The organism is Streptomyces eurythermus, from assembly GCF_014649115.1.
In the GTDB taxonomy this organism is placed as follows: domain Bacteria; phylum Actinomycetota; class Actinomycetes; order Streptomycetales; family Streptomycetaceae; genus Streptomyces; species Streptomyces eurythermus.
The window spans coordinates 42,251-59,797 of sequence record NZ_BMSK01000001.1 but is presented as its reverse complement, the minus strand read 5'-3'; the positions used below and the strand labels follow the sequence as shown (position 1 = coordinate 59,797).

General features: G+C 68.8%; 14 protein-coding genes. 4 read left to right on the top strand and 10 right to left on the bottom strand.

Going from position 1 to position 17,547, the window contains the following annotated elements; all coding sequences use genetic code 11:
- Positions 1-122 precede the first annotated feature (122 nt).
- The 3 genes from IE251_RS00300 to IE251_RS00290 are packed head-to-tail and all read left to right on the top strand — an operon-like array spanning position 123 to position 1,891.
- On the top strand, positions 123-968 hold the full coding sequence (locus tag IE251_RS00300; RefSeq protein ID WP_189750902.1) for a helix-turn-helix domain-containing protein: 846 nt from the start codon (positions 123-125) through the stop codon (positions 966-968).
- 33 nt (positions 969-1,001) lie between these two features.
- A complete protein-coding gene (locus tag IE251_RS00295; RefSeq protein WP_234470244.1) occupies positions 1,002-1,547 on the top strand; it encodes a Uma2 family endonuclease in 546 nt (181 codons plus the stop codon).
- A complete protein-coding gene (locus tag IE251_RS00290; protein ID WP_189750900.1) occupies positions 1,544-1,891 on the top strand; it encodes a hypothetical protein in 348 nt (115 codons plus the stop codon). Before IE251_RS00295 ends, IE251_RS00290 begins: the two co-directional genes overlap by 4 nt.
- 96 nt (positions 1,892-1,987) lie before the next feature.
- Here IE251_RS00290 and IE251_RS00285 read toward each other — a convergent pair whose 3' ends face one another.
- Genes IE251_RS00285 through IE251_RS00275 form a run of 3 tightly spaced genes read right to left on the bottom strand, consistent with a single transcriptional unit; the run spans position 1,988 to position 6,388 of the window.
- Positions 1,988-3,016 (bottom strand): serine hydrolase domain-containing protein, encoded by a 1,029-nt coding sequence (locus IE251_RS00285; RefSeq protein ID WP_229896513.1) that lies wholly within the window; start codon positions 3,014-3,016, stop codon positions 1,988-1,990.
- Positions 3,013-3,300 (bottom strand): carboxyvinyltransferase, encoded by a 288-nt coding sequence (locus tag IE251_RS00280; RefSeq protein ID WP_200692153.1) that lies wholly within the window; start codon positions 3,298-3,300, stop codon positions 3,013-3,015. Before IE251_RS00280 ends, IE251_RS00285 begins: the two co-directional genes overlap by 4 nt.
- Before the next feature lie 31 nt (positions 3,301-3,331).
- Complete coding sequence (locus IE251_RS00275) at positions 3,332-6,388, bottom strand: glycosyl hydrolase 115 family protein (RefSeq protein WP_189750898.1); 3,057 nt, start codon at positions 6,386-6,388, stop codon at positions 3,332-3,334.
- Between the two features lie 171 nt (positions 6,389-6,559).
- On the opposite strand from IE251_RS00275, the gene IE251_RS00270 reads away from it, so the two are divergent.
- Complete coding sequence (locus IE251_RS00270) at positions 6,560-7,564, top strand: hypothetical protein (protein ID WP_189750897.1); 1,005 nt, start codon at positions 6,560-6,562, stop codon at positions 7,562-7,564.
- Between the two features lie 88 nt (positions 7,565-7,652).
- On the opposite strand, the gene tuf is transcribed toward IE251_RS00270, so the two are convergent.
- The 7 genes from tuf to IE251_RS00235 all read right to left on the bottom strand — a co-directional run bounded on the left by tuf (position 7,653) and on the right by IE251_RS00235 (position 17,493).
- Positions 7,653-8,846 (bottom strand): elongation factor Tu, encoded by a 1,194-nt coding sequence (tuf, locus tag IE251_RS00265; protein WP_030601270.1) that lies wholly within the window; start codon positions 8,844-8,846, stop codon positions 7,653-7,655.
- Between the two features lie 156 nt (positions 8,847-9,002).
- Positions 9,003-11,129, bottom strand: a complete 2,127-nt coding sequence (gene fusA, locus IE251_RS00260) for an elongation factor G (protein ID WP_189750896.1) — start codon at positions 11,127-11,129, stop codon at positions 9,003-9,005.
- A gap of 39 nt (positions 11,130-11,168) precedes the next feature.
- Entirely contained in the window at positions 11,169-11,639 is a 471-nt protein-coding gene (gene rpsG, locus IE251_RS00255) for a 30S ribosomal protein S7 (protein WP_003998848.1), read from the bottom strand.
- A 2-nt stretch (positions 11,640-11,641) separates the two neighbouring features.
- Positions 11,642-12,013: a 30S ribosomal protein S12 gene (rpsL, locus tag IE251_RS00250; protein ID WP_003948652.1), complete on the bottom strand. Its 372-nt coding sequence runs from the start codon at positions 12,011-12,013 to the stop codon at positions 11,642-11,644.
- A gap of 271 nt (positions 12,014-12,284) precedes the next feature.
- Positions 12,285-12,707 (bottom strand): hypothetical protein, encoded by a 423-nt coding sequence (locus IE251_RS00245; protein WP_189750895.1) that lies wholly within the window; start codon positions 12,705-12,707, stop codon positions 12,285-12,287.
- A gap of 15 nt (positions 12,708-12,722) precedes the next feature.
- Positions 12,723-13,466, bottom strand: coding sequence for a hypothetical protein (locus tag IE251_RS00240; RefSeq protein ID WP_189750894.1), 744 nt, complete (start codon positions 13,464-13,466; stop codon positions 12,723-12,725).
- A gap of 127 nt (positions 13,467-13,593) precedes the next feature.
- On the bottom strand, positions 13,594-17,493 hold the full coding sequence (locus IE251_RS00235; protein WP_189750893.1) for a DNA-directed RNA polymerase subunit beta': 3,900 nt from the start codon (positions 17,491-17,493) through the stop codon (positions 13,594-13,596).
- Between the last annotated feature and the right edge of the window lie 54 nt (positions 17,494-17,547).

Here is a 17,547-nt window from a genome sequence, read left to right as displayed (position 1 = left end):
ATTTGGGGCTGGTTGTCTGCCCTACGCTCAGCGCAACACCACCGCAGACATGCGACGGCCCTCGCCGGGAGTAGCGATCCCAATGCGAGGGCCTGACCACCGAGGAAGGTCCAATCTTCCTGATGGATGCTCAGCACCCTAGCGCGCCTGCGCGCGCCCAGTCCCGAGTTACCGCCAACAACCACCCGAACCGGGGCCCTCACACCGGCGGACTCGTCCACGACCACACCCGCCACACCACCCGCTTCACGGTGATCGGCAACCACCTCGTCCAGCACGCGGAGTTGTCCCTGCTCGCGATCGGCCTGGCGTGCCACATCCAGTCGCTGCCACCGGGTGCCCACGTCGACATCAAGACCCTGGCCGCCCGGTTCCCCGAGGGCGCGGTCCGCATCGCGGCGGCGCTGCGGGAGCTGGAGACCCACGGCTACCTGCGCAGGGAACGCACGCGGGTCCCCGGCGGCCGGATCATCACCCGCACGATCTCCTGCAACCAGCCCGGCCGCCGCGCCGAGGAACCACCCGCCCCCCGGCGTCGGCAACAACCCCGCCGTACGGCCCTCCCGGCGGTACCGAAGCCCGCGTACCCCTCCCCGGAACTACTCCGCTCGGCCACGGACGTCCTGGCCGGCCTACGCCGCAGGGACCCCCGCCTGCTCCTCTCCGCCACGGAGGCCGAACACCTGGCGCCCGGGGTCGCGGCCTGGCTGGAACGCGACGTGTCCCCCACGGCGGTACGCGAGGCCCTGACCACCAACCTCCCACCGGCCCCCCTGACCCGCCCGGCCGCCCTGCTGGCCCACCGCCTGACGACGGGCCTCCCCCCACTTCCCCCGTACCGCACCCCCGAGCCACCCCCACCGGTCCGCCACCCCCTCCAGACCTGCGAGACCTGCGACCGAGCCTTCCGCTCCCCGGGCCCCGGCCACTGCCGCGACTGCCGAACCAACGTGCTGGAGGCCGCGTAGAGCATGAAGGTGCCGCCCAACCGCTATCGAGCCATGCGCGATGCCCTCCCCTCGATGGACGACACCCTCCCCGGCAAGTTCGAGATCACCAGGGAGGGAATCGTCCACGACCCGGTCTCGCCCAACGGCCACCACGAGCTGACCCGGCTGCTTCTCCGCAGGCGCCTGGAGAAGGTCATGCCGAACGAGTTGCTGGCCCACAACGGCACACCGGACGTGGAGGACGAGCGCGAGGCAATCCTGCGACACCCCGACGTCATGGTGATCGCCTGGGAAGACCTCGATACCGAAGGCTCCATCGACCCCCGTACCGTCCTCGCCGCCATCGAGATCGTCTCCCGCTCGAACCCGGACAACGACTGGGTGGGGAAGGTCCGCGACTACGCCCTGATGGGCATCCCCGTCTACGCGGTCTTCGATCCGCGCACCGGCACCGGTGCCGTCTTCACGGACATCCACCCCACCCCTTCCGGCCCGCGCTACGCCACCCGGAAGGACTTCGTCTACGGCGAGGACGTGACGATCGCCGACTGGACGATCCCGACCCAGGGCCTGCCGCTCTACGACCGGACGACATGAGCACGCGAGCCGACCACGGACACGAACTGCTCCCCCGCCCCGCGCCGACTCCCGACGCCCTGCGCGCGGCCCTCGCCGTCGTGGCGCCCGGCCGCCTTGAGGAGATGCGGGCCACGAAGGACGACGCCTTCGCCAAGGCGGTCGAACGGCAGTCCCTGAGCCCGGTGCGGAGCTGGGTCCTCATGTGGGCCAGAGACATCGAGATCGCCCGCCGCCCCGACCTCTCCTCTCGCCACGCCCTCGCGCAATCGAACCTGGAACACGAGGACCCCGTCGTCGCGCAGGACGCCCTGAGAGAACTGAGCGCCGTTCTCGAAGAAGCCATGAAGGCAGTCCGGACGTGAGCCGGAAGTGGAGTACCAGTCCCGGCCGGTCCGCCTGGTCGTTGCCGCAGGGAGGTCAGGGGTGCCAGCGTGGTCGGAGCCACGGCCGGTTGCTCCCTAGGGTTCGGTGGTGATCGCCTTGAGGGCGAGGTCCCGCAGGGGCGCCAGGCGGGTGCGGTTGTCCTGGTGGTGGTAGACCGCGTTGGTGCAGATCACCAGATAGCGGCCGGTGGCCGGGGACAGGTAGAGGCTGGTGCCGGTGAAGCCGTGGTGGTAGGCCACCCGGCCGTCGCCGGTGAGGATCCAGGCCAGGCCCCGGTCCAGGCCCGGCTCGATCGCGGCCTGCGGGACCATGCTGCGGGCCAGCCAGCGGCCCAGCTCGTTGCCGTCGCGGTGCCCGGCCAGCAGGGCGGTCGCGTAGGTGGCCAGGTCGGCGGCGGTGGTGAAGACGCCCGCGTGTCCGGCGACACCGCCCAGCAGGGCCGCGTTGTCGTCATGCGGGATCCCCCACAGCCGTGGGGCCCCGGCGAGCCGCCGTTCGGTCGGCGCGACCCGGCTGGATCGGCCGACCGGCCCGTAGACGGTGTTGGTCATACCGAGCCGGGCCCACAGGTCGGCGGCCAGCTCGTCCAGACGACGGCCGGTGACCTGGGCGAGGAGGAGGCCGGCGAGGATGAACCCGCGGTTGATGTAGCGGTGCCCGGTGCCGGGGCAGGCGATCAGGTCCTCGCCGCAGATCAGGGCGGCCAGGTCCTCGGTCCGGTTCCGGTACTGGTCGAGGCGGGTGTCGGGCCGTAGCCCGGTGGTGTGGGCGAGGATCTGTCCCACCGTCACCTGACCGCCCGGCGCCTCGGCCGCGACCGTGGGCAGGAAGGTGTGGACCGGGGTTTCGAGGTCGATGCCGGTGGTGCCGATGAGCGGCCAGGTGGCGACCACCTTGGTCAGGGAGGCCACGTCGTACACGGTGTCCGGGCCGGGGCGGGCGGCACCGCACTCGGGTGCGACGACCCCCGCCGTCAGGAAGCCGGGATCCCCGTCGAGGGCGCCGTGGGCGATGACGCCGCCGGGCACGGTCCCGTCGGCGGTCATCAGCTCCAGGCACTCACGCAGGCCGGCGAGCGGGGCGGGCTTCCACGAGGTGGTCACGGCGTCTCCTGATCGATCGTCAGCTTGGCACCGAGCGAGACGAGTTTGGGCAGCAGGGTGCCGTAGCCGCGTCGCAGGTGGTACATGCCTCGGATCGTAGAGGTGCCCTCGGCCGCGAGGGCGGCGATCAGCGCGGCGGTGGCCGCCCGGATGTCCTCCCCGGCCACGTCGGCGGCGGCCAGCGGAGCGGGGCCGCGGACGGTGATCGTGGCGCCGTCGGTGTTGACGGTGGCGCCGAGGGCCCGCAGCGGGCCGACGTGGGTGGTGCGGTCGCCAGACCCCACCCGCGTCAACGCCCCCTCCCCGCACCGCCCGTTACACCCGCCGGCTCTCCAGCGGCCCCAGGTACAGCTCTGGAAGCCCGCCCGTGTCGATCAGCAGTCGCTGGACCACCACCGTCGGGTCGACCATCCACAACTTCAGGCGGTGGACGCCGGGTGAGGTCACCGTGTGGCGGGTGGCCGTGCGGTTGATGTTGTCGGAGGTGTTGCGGGCCCACACCGTGTTCAGCGCGCCGTCGTCCGCGCCCTCGGTGATGTCCACCGTGCGGATCGGGCCGTCGTCCAGGGAGACGCCGTAGCGCAGGCCGGAAACTCCGGGCAGGGCCGGGTTGCGCGGGGACAGGTACGCCCACACCGTCACCTCGCCGGGGGCGGACAGCAGTGTCACCTCGTACTCCAGGTGGGGGGTGGAGCCTCCCGGGGTCTGGCGGGGAGCCGTCACCGGCCACGGGGTCATGCCCGCGCTCGTGCGGCCGATGCCGTCGAGGCGGCGCCACTGGCCGACCGCACGGTCATAGTGCTCAGCATCGATCGCCACGTAGCCGCCGGCCTCCACGAAGCCCCGCGGCCGCACGCCCGACGGGCGTTCCGCCACGCAGCGGACCGGGACCGACGCGCCCGCGCCGTGCACCGTCAGGGTCGCCTCCGCGCGCCCCTTGGGGGCCCGGGACCAGTCGATCTCCACCTCCAGGCGGACCTGCTTCTCCACCCGGCCGCGCGGCCGGTCCACCCGCAGCCAGGGCGCCGAGACGGAGACCTCGTAGGGGAAGGGGGTACGGCCCCGGTTGAAGATCTCCACGTACTGGCGGGGGCGGGTCTGGTACGGGCTGAAGGGCGGGAGGGCCGCCGTCCCGGACGAACCTCCGGGCCACCACTCGCCCTTGTCCTCCGCGCCGTCCACCGACACGCCCAGCTCCGCCGCCTCCGGCACCTCGATGCGGCGCACCGCCGGGAAGAGCACGTCGGGTATGGCCACGTTGTCCTTCTCCGGCTGCTGCCAGGGCGCGTTGGGGCCGTAGCGCTCCACATCGCCGTAGTCGATGTGCGGCTGGGTCTGGAAGCCCTTCCACTTGCCGTCCGCCACACGGGAGTTGAAGCGGTCGGCGAGGGCGAAGTCCCGGGCGAGGCCCGCTTCCGCCTGGGCCGCGCGGTCGTTCGTCGCGGCCCGGCCCTGCGCCGCGTAGAGCAGGTTGGTGAACTCCGCCTGCCGCAGCTCGTACAGGTTCGCGGTCGCCGTCACCTCGTAGCCGGCCAGTTCGTACCACGCGTCCCGCAGCCGCTCCGGCAGCCGGCGCTCGACGCGTTCGGCGCGCCGGCCCAGCTCGCGCCACTCCTCGGTGACCCGCTCCAGCTCCCGGTGCGCGAAGTAGTACGGGGTCTGCTGGTCGTCGTAGACGATCCGGTCGCCGGAGAGGGTGATACGGCGGTTCAGCAGCTCCGGTTTGCGGCGGGCCTGGAGCCGGCCGTACTCCGCGAGCAGCGCCGCGATCTCCTTCGCCTGCGCCTCGCCGAAGTTCTGCCGCGCGTACCGTTCCTCCCACTCGCCGAGGCGCTCCAGCGGCAGGCGGTCCGGGTCCCAGGCGTAGCTGAGGAAGAACTCCGTCGGCAGCTCGTTGCCCTTCAGGTCGCCGACGTTGACCACCCACAGGCCGTGGTTGCCGTAGGCGTGCGCCTGGTGGAGCTGGTCCCAGACGTTGCGGAGGTTCGCGGTGTCGACCCACTTGTAGTTGCGGCCGGCACCGACGTAGTCGAAGTGGTAGTACAGGCCGAAGCCGCCGGCGCGCGGGCCGTCCGGGTGCTTGCGGATGTTGCCCCAGTTGTCGTCGGTGAGGACCACGGTGACGTCGTCGGGGGCGCGCAGGCCCCGGTCCCAGTAGCGCTGCACCTCCTTGTAGAGGGTCCACACCTGGGGCGTCTCGGCGGCCGGTTTCCCGGTCACCTCCTCGATGATCTTCCGCTGGTCGGCGATGATCTGCTGCATCAGTTCGATGCCGTCGCCGTCGGGCAGGCTGGTGTCGCCGTTGCCGCGCATGCCGAGGGTGACGACGCCCTCGAAGCCCTCGTCGACCATGCGCTGGATGCCCGCGCGCCAGTACGCGCGGATCGCGTCCGCGTTGCGGCGGTACGACCACTCACCCGTGCCCCCGTAGGGGTCGGACCCCGAGCCCGCGTGCCGGTTCCACTCCTCGATGCCGCGCATCATCGGCGCCTCGTGGGAGGTGCCCATGACGATCCCGTACTGGGCGGCCCTGCGGTGGTTCTCCGGGTCGTCCTCGGCGAACGCCCGGCCCCAGACCGCCGGCCAGAGGTAGTTGCCCTTCAGGCGCAGCAGGACCTCGAACACCTTCGCGTAGAAGTCGGCGTTGAAGCCGTTGGGGAACCCCGGTGCCTTTCCGGAGCCGAAGTAGGCCGGGGCCCAGGTGCCGAGCGCTGGGTTCTCGTCGTTGATGAAGACGCCCCGGTACTTCACCGCCGGGGTCCCCTGGGTGAAACGGCCGGGCTTCACCCATACGTGCTTGCGCCGGGTCGGCGGTACGTCGTCCCACCAGTGCCAGGGCGACACACCGATGCCGTACGAGACGTCGTACGCCCCGAAGATCGTGCCCCGCGGATCGCTGCCCGCGATGACGAACGCCCGCTCCACGCCGGGCATCGGGTGGTCCACGACGGTCTGGAGCGAGGTCTCCCACTTGCCGCGCACGCCGGACACGTCGAGCTTGCCGGACCGGATCAGGCCGTCGATCAGCGGGCTGCGGCCGATCGTGCCGACCAGCACCGGGAAGCGGCCGATCGTCGTACCCGGACGGACCCCGGTCACCCGCGCGAGGTCGTCCCGCAGATCCCCTGCGACCCGTACGACTCCGGGGTGATCCTCCTGGCTGACCACCACCGGCGCGCCCACCAGGGAGAACACCCCACCGGTGAACGAGATGTACGACCCCGGGTCCGTCACCCGCAGCCCCTCCCCGGCCCCGGACACGGCCCCGGCCCCCGCCGCGGCCTCCGCCGCCGGTCCCGACACGGCGGCCAGCCCGGCGCCCAGAACCGTCCCGCCCAGGACCGTCCTACGGCTGACGTGCGCAGACGACATACAGGATTCCTCCAGTCCCACGTGCCTCGCTATTTGCTCAGCGGCATGACAAATAGTGGGCGAGGCAACGGCACCGGGGAACGGGTCGTACGCACCGAATAGTTTCGAGACCCGTGAGGGGCACCCTGGGAGGCCGGGAGCGGTGTCGGCGGGGACCGCTAGCCTCCGGGCATGACCCGTACGACTCCCCCGCGCCCCCTGGACATCACCGTCCCCTTCCCCGAGCTGGCCCCGCTCGCCCGCACCGCCGTACGGCTGCACCCCCGGGCCGGTGCGCCCACCCCGGCGGACAGCTCGCTCGGCGGACCGCTGCTGTGGCCGGCCGGAGAGGCGTGGCCGACGTGCCCGGAGCACACCGGGCCATGGCACCGGGGCGTGGCCCCCGACGACGTACGACGGGCCCGGCGCGTGCTGCGCGAGGCGTGGGCCCGGCCCCGCGCGGAGGGCGCCGCGCTGCTGACGGAGGAGGAGAGGGCCGTCGTGGACCGGGGGCGGGAGCGGGTGCGGATACCGGTGGACGGGCCGCTTCCGCTGGTGCCGGCGCTCCAGCTGTACGCCGCCGACGTGCCCGTACTGCCCCGTCCCGACGGAACCGATCTGCTCCAGGTGCTGTGGTGCCCGTTCGACCACGACCCCGGATGTCTGCCCCGCGTCGAGCTGCGCCGGCGCGACTCCGCCGCCGTCACCGCCCCGCTCACCGCACCTGCGCGGCCGGCCGTCGTCGGTGACCGCGACTACCTGCCCGAGCCCTGCGTGCTGCACCCGGAGGCCGTCACGGAGTACCCGGCCCCGCACGAGCTGCCCGGGGAACTGGCCGACCGGATCGAGGCATGGGAGGACGCCCGGGAGGAGGACACCGGGCTGTGCTACCAGTACGACCTCTCCGTGGCCCCGGGCACCAAGCTGGGCGGGCACGCGCCCTGGAGCTTCTCCGACCCGTTCCCGATGGCCTGCGCCGAGTGCGGCTCGCCGGTACGGCCCCTGCTCACCTTCGACGGCGCCGAGTGGGACGGCGGCAGCGGAAGCTGGCGCCCGCTGGAGGACGCCGGGTACACCGGGCCGATGTTCCAGGGGCCGTCCGGGCAGACCGAGCTGAACTTCGGCCGCGGGTACTGCATGCAGATCTACGAGTGCGAGGCGTCGCACGACCACCCGCCCCTGACCAACATGCAGTGAACGCCCCGGAAAAGCAGAAGAGGCCCGTACGACCGGAGTCGTACGGGCCTCCCCTTAGGTCAGGTGCTGACCATCGAGCAAGCGGAACTTACTTGACGATCTTGGTGACCTGGCCGGCGCCCACGGTGCGGCCACCCTCACGGATGGCGAACTTCAGGCCCTCTTCCATGGCGACGGGCTGGATGAGCTCCACCTTCATCTCGGTGTTGTCACCCGGCATGACCATCTCGGTGCCCTCGGGGAGGGTCACCACGCCGGTCACGTCCGTCGTGCGGAAGTAGAACTGCGGACGGTAGTTGTTGAAGAACGGCGTGTGGCGGCCACCCTCGTCCTTGGACAGGATGTAGGCCTGCGCCTCGAACTCGGTGTGCGGGGTGACCGAGCCCGGCTTGATGATGACCTGGCCGCGCTCGACGTCCTCGCGCTTGATGCCACGGAGGAGCAGACCGACGTTCTCACCGGCCTGGCCCTCGTCGAGCAGCTTGCGGAACATCTCGATGCCGGTGACCGTGGTGGAGGTCTTCTCGGTCTTGATGCCGATGATGTCGACGTTCTCGTTGACCTTGAGGACACCACGCTCGATACGGCCGGTGACGACCGTACCGCGACCGGTGATGGTGAAGACGTCCTCGATCGGCATGAGGAACGGCTTGTCGACGTCGCGCTCCGGCTGCGGGATCGACTCGTCGACGGCCTTCATCAGGTTGAGGACGGAGTCCACCCACTCCTGCTCGCCCTCGAGGGCCTTGAGCGCGGAGACCTTGACGACCGGAACGTCGTCGCCGGGGAACTCGTACTCGGAGAGGAGCTCACGGACCTCGAGCTCGACGAGCTCCAGGATCTCCTCGTCGTCCACCATGTCGGCCTTGTTCAGGGCGACGACGATGTACGGAACGCCGACCTGGCGGGCCAGGAGCACGTGCTCCTTGGTCTGCGGCATCGGGCCGTCGGTGGCGGCGACCACGAGGATGGCGCCGTCCATCTGCGCCGCACCCGTGATCATGTTCTTGATGTAGTCCGCGTGACCCGGGCAGTCGACGTGGGCGTAGTGACGCGCCTCGGTCTGGTACTCGACGTGCGCGATGGAGATGGTGATACCGCGCTGACGCTCCTCGGGCGCCTTGTCGATGTTGTCGAACGGGGTGGCCTCGTTCAGGTCCGGGTACGCGTCGTGCAGCACCTTGGTAATGGCGGCCGTGAGGGTCGTCTTACCGTGGTCGATGTGACCGATGGTGCCGATGTTGACGTGCGGCTTAGTCCGCTCGAACTTCGCCTTCGCCACTGGGGTCCTCCTGTGGAGTGGTTCTGTACGCCTTACTTCATCGGCGCCAGGTGATCTTTGCTGTAAAGGCCCGGAACCCGGGGCAAACACCAGCGATTGCGGACGTTTGCCCCTGGAGGCTCCGGAGTCAAGCCTACGGCGTGTTTACGCGGTGCGTTACTCGCCCTTGGCCTTCGCGATGATCTCCTCGGCGACGTTCCGCGGAACCTCGGCGTAGGAGTCGAACTGCATCGAGTAGCTTGCGCGACCCGACGTCTTGCTGCGGAGGTCGCCGACGTAGCCGAACATCTCCGACAGGGGCACGAGGCCCTTGACGACGCGGGCACCAGCCCGCTCCTCCATGGCCTGGATCTGGCCACGGCGGGAGTTGATGTCGCCGATGACCTCACCCATGTAGTCCTCGGGCGTGGTGACCTCGACGGCCATCATCGGCTCGAGCAGCACGGGGCTGGCCTTGCGCGCGGCCTCCTTGAAGGCCTGCGAACCGGCGATCTTGAAGGCGAGCTCGGAGGAGTCGACCTCGTGGTAGGCACCGTCGTGGAGGATGACACGGACACCGGTCATCTCGTAGCCGGCGAGGATGCCGAACTGCATGGCCTCCTGCGCACCGGCGTCCACCGAAGGGATGTACTCCTTCGGGATACGGCCACCGGTCACCTTGTTCACGAACTCGTACGAGGTGTCGCCACCCTCGAGCGGCTCGATGCCGATCTGCACCTTCGCGAACTGACCGGTACCACCGGTCTGCTTCTTGTGGGTGTAGTCGACGCGCTCGACGGCCTTGCGGATCGTCTCGCGGTAGGCCACCTGCGGCTTGCCGACGTTGGCCTCGACCTTGAACTCGCGCTTCATGCGGTCCACGAGGACCTCGAGGTGAAGCTCGCCCATACCGCCGATGACGGTCTGGCCGGTCTCCTCGTTGGTGTGCACCTGGAAGGAGGGGTCCTCCTCCGCGAGACGCTGGATGGCGACACCCAGCTTCTCCTGGTCACCCTTGGACTTGGGCTCGATCGCGACCTCGATGACCGGCGCCGGGAAGTCCATGGACTCCAGGATCACCGGGTTCTTCTCGTCGCAGAGCGTCTCACCGGTGGTGGTCTGCTTCAGGCCCATGACGGCGACGATGTCACCGGCGCCCACCGACTCGATCTCCTCACGCTTGTTGGCGTGCATGCGGTAGATCTTGCCGATGCGCTCCTTGCGGCCCTTGACGGAGTTCAGCACGGCGGTGCCGGACTCCAGGCGGCCGGAGTACACGCGGACGAAGGTGAGCTTGCCGAGGTGCGGGTCGCTCATGATCTTGAACGCCAGCGCCGACAGCGGCTCGTCGTCGGACGGCTTGCGCTTGACGACCTCGTCGGCGTTGTTGACCGCGTGGCCCTCGATGGCCTCGATGTCAACCGGCGACGGCAGGTAGCGCACGACCGCGTCGAGCAGGGGCTGGACACCCTTGTTCTTGAACGCGGTACCGCAGAACACCGGGGTCACCGTGGTGCCGGTGCCCTTGCCGGAGGCGATGGTGATACGACGGATCGCGGCGTACAGCTGCTCCACGGAAGGCTCCTCGCCCTCCAGGTACAGCTCCATGATCTCTTCGTCGTTCTCGGCCACGGCCTCGAGCAGCTTGCCGCGCCATTCCTCGGCAGCCTCGGTGTGGGTGTCCGGGATGTCGACGATGTCGTACATCTCGCCCTTGGTGGCCTCGGCGGACCACACGAAGGCCTTCATCGTCACCAGGTCGACGACACCCTTGAAGTCCGCCTCGGCACCGATCGGCAGCTGCATGACCAGCGGCTGCGCGCCCAGACGGTCGGAGATCATGTCGACACAGCGGTGGAACTCGGCACCGGTGCGGTCGAGCTTGTTGACGAAGCAGATACGCGGCACGCCGTAGCGGTCCGCCTGACGCCACACGGTCTCGGACTGCGGCTCAACGCCGGCGACACCGTCGAACACCGTCACGGCACCGTCGAGCACGCGCAGGGAGCGCTCCACCTCGACGGTGAAGTCGACGTGACCCGGGGTGTCGATGATGTTGATGGTGTGGTCGACGTTCTCCAGCGGCCAGTGGCAGGTGGTGGCAGCAGAGGTGATCGTGATGCCACGCTCCTGCTCCTGCTCCATCCAGTCCATGGTGGCAGCGCCGTCGTGGACCTCACCGATCTTGTAAGACACACCGGTGTAGAACAGGATCCGCTCGGTGGTGGTCGTCTTGCCCGCGTCGATGTGGGCCATGATCCCGATGTTGCGGACCCTGGCCAGGTCAAGTGAAGTGGTAGCCATAAGGCTTCAGTCTTCTCTCGGTCTCGATGTGGGTAGCGACTACCAGCGGTAGTGCGCGAAGGCCTTGTTGGACTCGGCCATCTTGTGGGTGTCCTCGCGCTTCTTCACGGCCGCACCGAGGCCGTTGGAGGCATCGAGAAGCTCGTTGAGGAGACGCTCGGTCATGGTCTTCTCGCGACGGGCGCGGGAGTAACCGACCAGCCAGCGCAGCGCCAGGGTGTTGGCGCGGCCGGGCTTGACCTCGACCGGCACCTGGTAGGTGGCGCCACCGACACGGCGGGACTTGACCTCGAGGGTCGGCTTGATGTTCTCGAGAGCGCGCTTGAGCGTGATGACCGGGTCGTTGCCGGTCTTCTCGCGCAGACCCTCCATGGCGCCGTAGACGATGCGCTCGGCGGTGGAGCGCTTGCCGTTCAGCAGCACCTTGTTGATCAGGGAGGTCACCAGAGGAGAGCCGTAGACCGGGTCGATGATGACCGGGCGCTTCGGGGCGGGGCCCTTACGAGGCATTCTTACTTCTCCTTCTTGGCGCCGTAACGGCTGCGAGCCTGCTTGCGGTTCTTGACACCCTGGGTGTCGAGCGAACCGCGGATGATCTTGTAGCGAACACCCGGCAGGTCCTTCACACGGCCGCCGCGCACGAGCACGATGGAGTGCTCCTGCAGGTTGTGTCCCTCACCCGGAATGTAAGCGGTGACCTCGATGCCGCTGGTCAGACGCACACGCGCGACCTTGCGGAGGGCCGAGTTCGGCTTCTTCGGGGTGGTCGTGAACACACGCGTGCAGACGCCGCGACGCTGGGGCGAACCCTCGAGTGCGGGCGTCTTGTTCTTTTCGACCTTGTCCTGCCGGCCCTTGCGGACCAGCTGCTGGATCGTAGGCACTACTTCTCCGGTTTCTGTGTGCCGATGGGTACAGCTAACCTGGAACGTCGCCGACCCACGCGGTCGGGTGTGTCGAATCCGCCGAACTCCCGCCGCAAGACGGAAAAGGCGCGAATTACGGTGGCCGCTCGTGACTCGCCGTACGGTTTGGAGGCACGCACAGGAGCCAGGGCACACCCCAGGCACAAGGTCTGAGCGTACCTACCTCATTGGCTGCGGTCAAAACAAATGGGGTCCACACCAACCGGTCAGGCCCGGGGTGTGCGCATGGTCACTTCTCCGGCATCTCCAGGTGACGACGGATCAACCGGACGTCCTCTCGGTCCTTCGGCCGGTCGAGCCTTTCCTTCCAGGCCAGGACGTCGCCCAGCGGCGAAAAGGGGATGCCCTCCACCCATTCCGCGGCCTCGATCATCGCGTCCGGCCCCGGGGAGCCCGGGAGCCACCGGTCGAAGACCTCTATGTCCCCACCGAAGAGCGATACCAGGCAGCCGTACCCCGACAGCGGGACTGAGGGGTCCCCCAGGCGCAGAGCGGCCTTCCACGCATCGCCCCTCGCGACGATGTCGAGATCGCGTTCCACGTTGCGCAAACCGTGCGCGAGAAGCGGGCCGCTACCGGTGACCACGTAGTCCTGCGCCGGCAGTGCAAGCGAGCACAGCTCTCGAACAAGGCGGTGCCTGGACAGTTCCAAGGCAGCCTCCCACCCCTAGAGGGCAGACAGCCCAACTGCCGACCGCGCCGCCATGCCCATGGCCAATGCCGCTATGACACTGGCCAGAGTACCGATCAGAAAGTATTCGGACGCGTGCTTGCCGTGTTCGGCGTTCGGAACCCTGACGAGCGACTTGGCCGCCAGGACCAGTGCGGCGGCCTCCGGCTGGCCCGCGGCGAGGAAGGCGAACAGGAGGCCGCGCTCCAGTATGCCGATCACCGGTCCGCCGCTCATGAGCTCCATGGCCGCCGTGCGCTCGGGCCCCTCCTCCAGCTCCTCTATCTCGCGCCGCACCGGTCGTGTCGCGGCCTTCGCCAGGACTCCGCCGCCGAAGGCCGAGATGAGCAGGGCGGAGGCGAACACCGCCGCGCGGTCGCTTTCCACCAAGTCCAGGAACAGGGCAGCCGTCCTGCCGCCGGCGATCCAGGCCGCCATAAGCAGTGCGGTCCCGGTGGCGACCGCCCCCCACCGAGACGGCGTGCCGAGCGTCCGAGCCCACCAAGAGCCGACGTCGGGAAATCCGAAGCGTTCCGACTCCCCGGGGGACCCCCGGAGAATCACCCCCAGAGCGACCAGAACGGTGGCACAGAGCGCCACCCAGGGCCGTAAGCGGTCCATGTACGAGGAGACGGCGTAGCCGCCGTACAGAACCACCAGAAGAACCGTCGGCCCGGGGCGAGAGCGATGCCACCCCAGGCCCAAAGGCACAACCAGCGCAGCCGCCAGACCGAAGAACACACGCGGGACTTCCACCGCCCCCCAACTCCCTTGCTGAGCAGAGAAGTTCGCCGCACGGATCATACTGCCCGGACACGCCGAAGGGCGGCCACCCCGTAACGGGGTGGCCGCCCTTCATGCTGCTCGCTTACTGGTTGTACGGACCGTAGTCGTAGTCCTCCAGCGGGACGGCCTGGCCGGAGCCGGTGCCGAACGGCGAGTAGTCGATGTCGTCGTAGCCGACGGCCGAGTACATCGCGGCCTTGGCCTCCTCGGTCGGCTCGACCCGGATGTTGCGGTAGCGGGACAGACCCGTACCGGCCGGGATGAGCTTACCGATGATGACGTTCTCCTTGAGGCCGATGAGGCTGTCGGACTTGGCGTTGATCGCCGCGTCCGTCAGGACTCGGGTCGTCTCCTGGAAGGAGGCGGCCGACAGCCAGGATTCCGTCGCCAGCGAGGCCTTGGTGATACCCATCAGCTGCGGACGACCGGAGGCCGGGTGACCGCCCTCCTGGACCACACGACGGTTCTCCTGCTCGAAGCGGGAGCGCTCGACCAGCTCGCCGGGCAGCAGCTCGGCGTCGCCGGACTCGATGATCGTCACGCGGCGCAGCATCTGCCGGATGATGATCTCGATGTGCTTGTCGTGGATCGACACACCCTGCGAGTTGTAGACCTTCTGGACCTCGCCGACCAGGTGGACCTGGACGGCACGCTGGCCCAGGATGCGCAGCACGTCGTGCGGGTTGGTGGCACCCACGGTGAGCTGCTGGCCCACCTCGACGTGGTCGCCCTCGCGGACCAGGACCTTGGCACGCTTCGAGATCGGGTACGCCGTCTCGTCGCTGCCGTCGTCCGGGGTGACGACGATCTTCTTGGTCTTCTCGGTCTCCTCGATGCGGACGCGACCGGACGCCTCGGAGATCGGGGCGACACCCTTCGGGGTACGGGCCTCGAAGAGCTCGACGACACGCGGCAGACCCTGGGTGATGTCGTCACCGGCCACACCACCGGTGTGGAAGGTACGCATCGTCAGCTGGGTACCGGGCTCACCGATGGACTGGGCGGCGATGATGCCGACCGCCTCACCGATGTCGACCAGCTTGCCGGTGGCGAGCGAACGGCCGTAGCACATCGCACAGGTACCGACGGCGGACTCGCAGGTCAGGACCGAGCGGGTCTTGACCTCCTCGACGCCACGGGAGACCAGTTCCTCGATGAGGACGTCACCCAGGTCGGTGCCGGCCGGGGCCAGCACCTGGCCGTCGACCACGATGTCCTCGGCGAGGCAGCGCGCGTACACGGACGTCTCGACGTTCTCCGCCTTGCGCAGCACGCCGTCGGCGCCGCGCTCGGCGATCATCAGCCGCAGACCGCGCTCGGTGCCGCAGTCCTCCTCGCGGATGATGACGTCCTGCGAGACGTCCACCAGACGACGGGTGAGGTAACCCGAGTCGGCGGTACGCAGAGCGGTGTCCGCCAGACCCTTACGGGCACCGTGCGTGGAGATGAAGTACTCCAGCACGGACAGACCCTCACGGAAGGACGCCTTGATCGGACGCGGGATCGTCTCGTTCTTGGCGTTCGACACCAGACCACGCATACCGGCGATCTGCCGCATCTGCATCATGTTTCCTCGGGCACCCGAGTCAACCATCATGAAGATGGGGTTCGTCTTGGGGAAGTTCTCGTTCATCGCCTCGGCGACCTCGTTGGTCGCCTTGGTCCAGATCGCGATGAGCTCCTGAGTGCGCTCTTCCTTGGTGATCAGACCGCGCTCGTACTGCTTCTGGACCTTCTCGTCCTGCGCCTCGTAGCCGCGGACGATCTCCTTCTTCGCCTCGGGAACGACGACGTCGGAGATGGCCACGGTGACACCGGAACGGGTCGCCCAGTAGAAGCCGGCCGCCTTCAGGTTGTCGAGCGTCGCCGCCACGATGACCTTCGGGTAGCGCTCGGCGAGGTCGTTGACGATCTCGGAGAGCTGCTTCTTGCCCACCGAGTAGTCGACGAACGGGTAGTCCTCGGGCAGCAGCTCGTTGAAGAGCGCGCGGCCCAGGGTGGTGCGCAGGCGGAACGAGTCACCCTGCTGCCACTCCGGCTCGCCCTCCTCGCGGGCCGGCGGCGTCCAGCCCCGCGGCGGGATGGTGCCCACCGGGAAGCGGATGTCGATCTGCGACTGCAGCGCCAGCTCACCGGCGTCGAACGCCATGATCGCCTCGGCCGTGGAGCCGAACGCGCGGCCCTCGCCCTTGGTGTCACGCAGCTCGCCGTCGGTGGTGAGGAAGAACAGACCGAGGACCATGTCCTGGGTCGGCATCGTCACCGGACGGCCGTCGGCCGGCTTGAGGATGTTGTTCGAGGACAGCATCAGGATGCGGGCCTCGGCCTGCGCCTCCGCGGACAGCGGCAGGTGCACGGCCATCTGGTCACCGTCGAAGTCCGCGTTGAACGCGGTGCACACGAGCGGGTGGATCTGGATGGCCTTGCCCTCGACCAGCTGCGGCTCGAAGGCCTGGATGCCGAGGCGGTGCAGGGTGGGAGCACGGTTCAGCAGCACCGGGTGCTCGGCGATGACCTCTTCGAGGACGTCGTACACGACCGTGCGGCCGCGCTCCACCATGCGCTTGGCGCTCTTGATGTTCTGCGCGTGGTTCAGGTCGACCAGGCGCTTCATCACGAACGGCTTGAACAGCTCCAGCGCCATCGCCTTGGGCAGACCGCACTGGTGCAGCTTCAGCTGCGGGCCGACGACGATGACGGAACGCGCCGAGTAGTCGACACGCTTGCCGAGCAGGTTCTGACGGAATCGACCCTGCTTACCCTTCAGCATGTCGCTGAGGGACTTCAGCGGACGGTTGCCGGGGCCCGTGACCGGGCGACCACGACGGCCGTTGTCGAAGAGCGCGTCGACGGCCTCCTGGAGCATGCGCTTCTCGTTGTTCACGATGATCTCGGGCGCGCCGAGGTCGAGAAGCCGCTTCAGGCGGTTGTTGCGGTTGATCACACGGCGGTACAGGTCGTTCAGGTCGGAGGTCGCGAAGCGGCCACCGTCCAGCTGCACCATCGGACGCAGGTCCGGCGGGATGACCGGGACGCAGTCCAGGACCATGCCCTTGGGGCTGTTGGACGTCTGCAGGAACGCGGAGACGACCTTCAGCCGCTTCAGGGCGCGGGTCTTCTTCTGGCCCTTGCCGGTGCGGATGATCTCGCGGAGCTTCTCGGCCTCCTCCTCGAGGTCGAAGGACTCCAGGCGCTTCTGCAGCGCGGCGGCGCCCATCGAGCCGTCGAAGTAGGTGCCGAAGCGGTCGCGCAGCTCGCGGTAGAGCAGCTCGTCGCCCTCGAGGTCCTGGACCTTGAGGTTCTTGAACCGGTTCCACACCTCGTCGAGGCGGTCGATCTCGCGCTGCGCGCGGTCGCGCAGCTGCTTCATCTCGCGCTCGGCACCCTCGCGCACCTTGCGGCGCACGTCGGCCTTGGCGCCCTCGGCCTCCAGCTCGGCCAGGTCGGTCTCGAGCTTCTTGGCGCGGGCCTCGAGGTCGGCGTCGCGGCGGTTCTCGATCTGCTGACGCTCGACCGAGACGTGCGCCTCCAGGGAGGGCAGGTCGCGCTGACGGCGCTCCTCGTCGACGTACGTGATCATGTACGCCGCGAAGTAGATGACCTTCTCGAGGTCCTTCGGCGCCAGGTCCAGCAGGTAGCCGAGGCGCGAGGGGACACCCTTGAAGTACCAGATGTGGGTGACGGGAGCGGCCAGCTCGATGTGGCCCATCCGCTCACGACGCACCTTGGCGCGCGTGACCTCGACGCCACAGCGCTCGCAGATGATGCCCTTGAAGCGGACGCGCTTGTACTTGCCGCAGTAGCACTCCCAGTCCCGGGTCGGACCGAAGATCTTCTCGCAGAAGAGTCCGTCCTTTTCGGGCTTCAGGGTGCGGTAGTTGATGGTCTCGGGCTTCTTGACCTCGCCGTGGCTCCACTGACGGATGTCGTCAGCGGTGGCCAGGCCGATCCGGAGCTCGTCGAAGAAGTTGACGTCGAGCACTATGCGTCAATCCCTCTCAGGGTCGTAAGTCTGTGGTCTGTACGGGGGCCTGGG